The organism is Paraplanobispora takensis, assembly GCF_016863195.1.
Lineage (GTDB): Bacteria > Actinomycetota > Actinomycetes > Streptosporangiales > Streptosporangiaceae > Planobispora > Planobispora takensis.
In genome coordinates this window covers 1-2,492 of record NZ_BOOK01000114.1, presented here as the reverse complement: position 1 = coordinate 2,492, position 2,492 = coordinate 1, and the positions used below count along the sequence as shown (strand labels likewise).

The window sequence follows — 2,492 nt, the reverse complement described above, 5'->3', positions numbered from 1 at the left end:
TGAATGGCGAGACCGCACCCGTCACCTGTCAGGTGACGTCCCTTCGGGATGTCCGGGTCCGTTTCGTTGTGAGGGTCCGTTCCCATGCCCACTGTCGCCGTGCCGCCGCGCTCCGGCCTCTCCGCCTCCCCGGCCTTCTTCCCGGCCTCCCCCTCCGCGACGGCGGGGGGGATCTGAGATGTACGCCAACAGCGCACTCGCCCTCACCGGCGCCGGAATGAGTGTGGCCGCCACCGCCGTCCTGCCGGGCGACCCCGCCGCGGCCGAGACCGCCGTGTCCACCATGTCCACAGCGTCCACCGTGTCCGCCGCCGCCGAGGGCTCCGCCGCGGTGGCCGGTGAGGCCGCCTCCCTCGCGGTGGACGTGGCCCGCACCATGCTGATGATCACCGGCGCGGGATTCGGGATCTTCCTCCTCATCATGACGAGCCTGCTGGCCGTCGGAGCCGTGCTGCGCGGCGTCGACGCCGGCCGCCGCCGCGGCGCCGCGGCCGCCCCGCGCCCGTCCGCCGCGCAGGTGACCCGTTGAGCGCGCTGCTGCAGCTCAGCTCCGCGGTCATCGTGCTCGGCCTGGGCTACACCGCGATGATGTTCCTGCTGTCGCGGCGCGTGCGCCGCCCCGCCGCGCCCGCCGAGCCCGCGCCGTTCTTCGTCTTCCTCATGGCCTGCCTGGACGAGGAGAAGGTGCTCGGCGCCAGCCTGGAGCGGCTGCGCGGCCTGCCCGGAGACCTGGCGGTCCTCGTCGTCGACGACGCCTCCTCCGACACCACGGCCGACATCGTCCGCGCCGCCGCCGCCGAGGACGACCGCATCTGGCTGCTGCAGCGCACCCTGCCCGACGCCCGCCGCGGCAAGGGCGCCGCGCTCAATGCGGGCCTGGCCCACCTGACCGGCTCCGGCCTGCTGGCCGGGCGCGACCCCTCCCAGGTCGTCGTCTGCGTGCTCGACGCCGACGGGCGCCTGGACGTCGACGCCCTGGGCGAGGTGGCCCCCTACTTCGCCGACCCCGGCACCGGCGCGGTCCAGATCGGCGTGCGCATGTACAACCGCCACAGCGGCCTGCTGGCGCGCATGCAGGACATGGAGTTCGTGGTCTACACCGACGTCTTCCAGAACGGCCGCCGCCACCTGGGCAGCGTCGGCCTGGGCGGCAACGGCCAGTTCATGCGCCTGAGCGCGCTGGCCGAGCTCGGCCAGGACCCCTGGAGCGACTGCCTGACCGAGGACCTCGACCTCGGCGTGCGGATGCTGGCCGCCGGATGGCGCAACCGCTTCTGCCACACCACCGCCGTGCACCAGCAGGCCGTCCTGTCGCCCAAGCGGCTGGTGCGGCAGCGCTCGCGCTGGTTCCAGGGCCACCTGCAGGCCGGCAAGCTGCTGCCGCTGGTCATCCGCCGCGCCCCGGCCACCGCCGCCCCGGACCTGGTCTACCACCTGATGAGCCCCTGGTTCCTGCTGCTGACCTCCCTGCTGCCGATGGCCTTCGTCGCCTCGGGCCTGGCCCTGGCGGCGGCCTCGCTGCAGGCCGGGCACAGCGTGATCTCGCCCGCCATGTTCGCCCTGTGGTACGGGCTGTCGTTCGGCGTCGCCCTCGTCTACGGCTACGTCTACTGGCGGCGCGACCGCGAGCTGGGCCTGCTGCGCTCCCTGCTGCTCGGGCACGCGTTCGTGCTCTACGGCTACCAGTGGTTCGCCGCCGGCTGGTGGGCCGTGGGACGCACGATCTCCGGCCGCCAGAGCTGGCTCAAGACCGCCCGCACCTGAGCATCCCCGGGCCCTCGCCCGTCTTCGCCCGCAGCGGCCGTACAGCCCGCCGCCGGCCACCCGCGACCTCCTCCACCAGGACAGGGACCATGCCCACGACCAGCCCCCTCCGCCGCCGTCTGGCGATCCTGCTCACGCTGGCGACGCTGTGCACCGCGACGCTGCTGAGCGCCGGCCTGACCCGGCGCGTCCCCGCCGCGGCCGACAGCGTCCCCGCCGCGGCCGCGGTCTTCAAGGGAGGCCTGGCCGGGACCGGCCGCTCCACGCTGGTGCTCTACGACACCACCGGCCAGTGGAGCCACACCGGCGAGCTGTACGCGATCCAGGCGGCCAACCTCGCCGGCCACTTCGGCACCTACACCGCGATGCCCGTGGCGGCCTACACCAAGGGCGCGATGGAGCCGTACACGGCCGTGCTCTACGTCGGCTCCACCTACGGCGAGCCGCTGCCGGCCGCGTTCCTGGACGACGTGCGCTCCACCGCCCGTCCCGTCATCTGGATGAACGACAACATCTGGCAGCTGACCGCCGCCACCCCCGGCTTCGCCGCCGCCTACGGCTGGATGTGGTCCGGGCTCGACCACGCCGCCATCGGCGAGGTGACCTACAAGGGCCGCACGCTCACCCGCGACACCGCCAACGCCTCCGGCGTGATGGCCTACGCCTCGGTGGACACCACCACCGCCGCGGTGCTGGCCGAGGCCGTGCGCGCCGACGGGACCCGGCTG

The 2,492-nt window shown here is 74.0% G+C and carries 3 protein-coding genes; all 3 read left to right on the top strand.

Annotation, left to right across the window (positions count from 1 at the left end; all coding sequences use genetic code 11):
- The first annotated feature begins 178 nt into the window (after positions 1-178).
- Positions 179-529, top strand: coding sequence for a hypothetical protein (locus Pta02_RS40615; RefSeq protein ID WP_203880386.1), 351 nt, complete (start codon positions 179-181; stop codon positions 527-529).
- Positions 526-1,764, top strand: coding sequence for a glycosyltransferase family 2 protein (locus tag Pta02_RS40610; RefSeq protein WP_203880385.1), 1,239 nt, complete (start codon positions 526-528; stop codon positions 1,762-1,764). Before Pta02_RS40615 ends, Pta02_RS40610 begins: the two co-directional genes overlap by 4 nt.
- Before the next feature lie 89 nt (positions 1,765-1,853).
- A partial coding sequence (locus Pta02_RS40605; protein WP_203880384.1) for a hypothetical protein occupies positions 1,854-2,492 on the top strand: 639 nt, incomplete at its 3' end.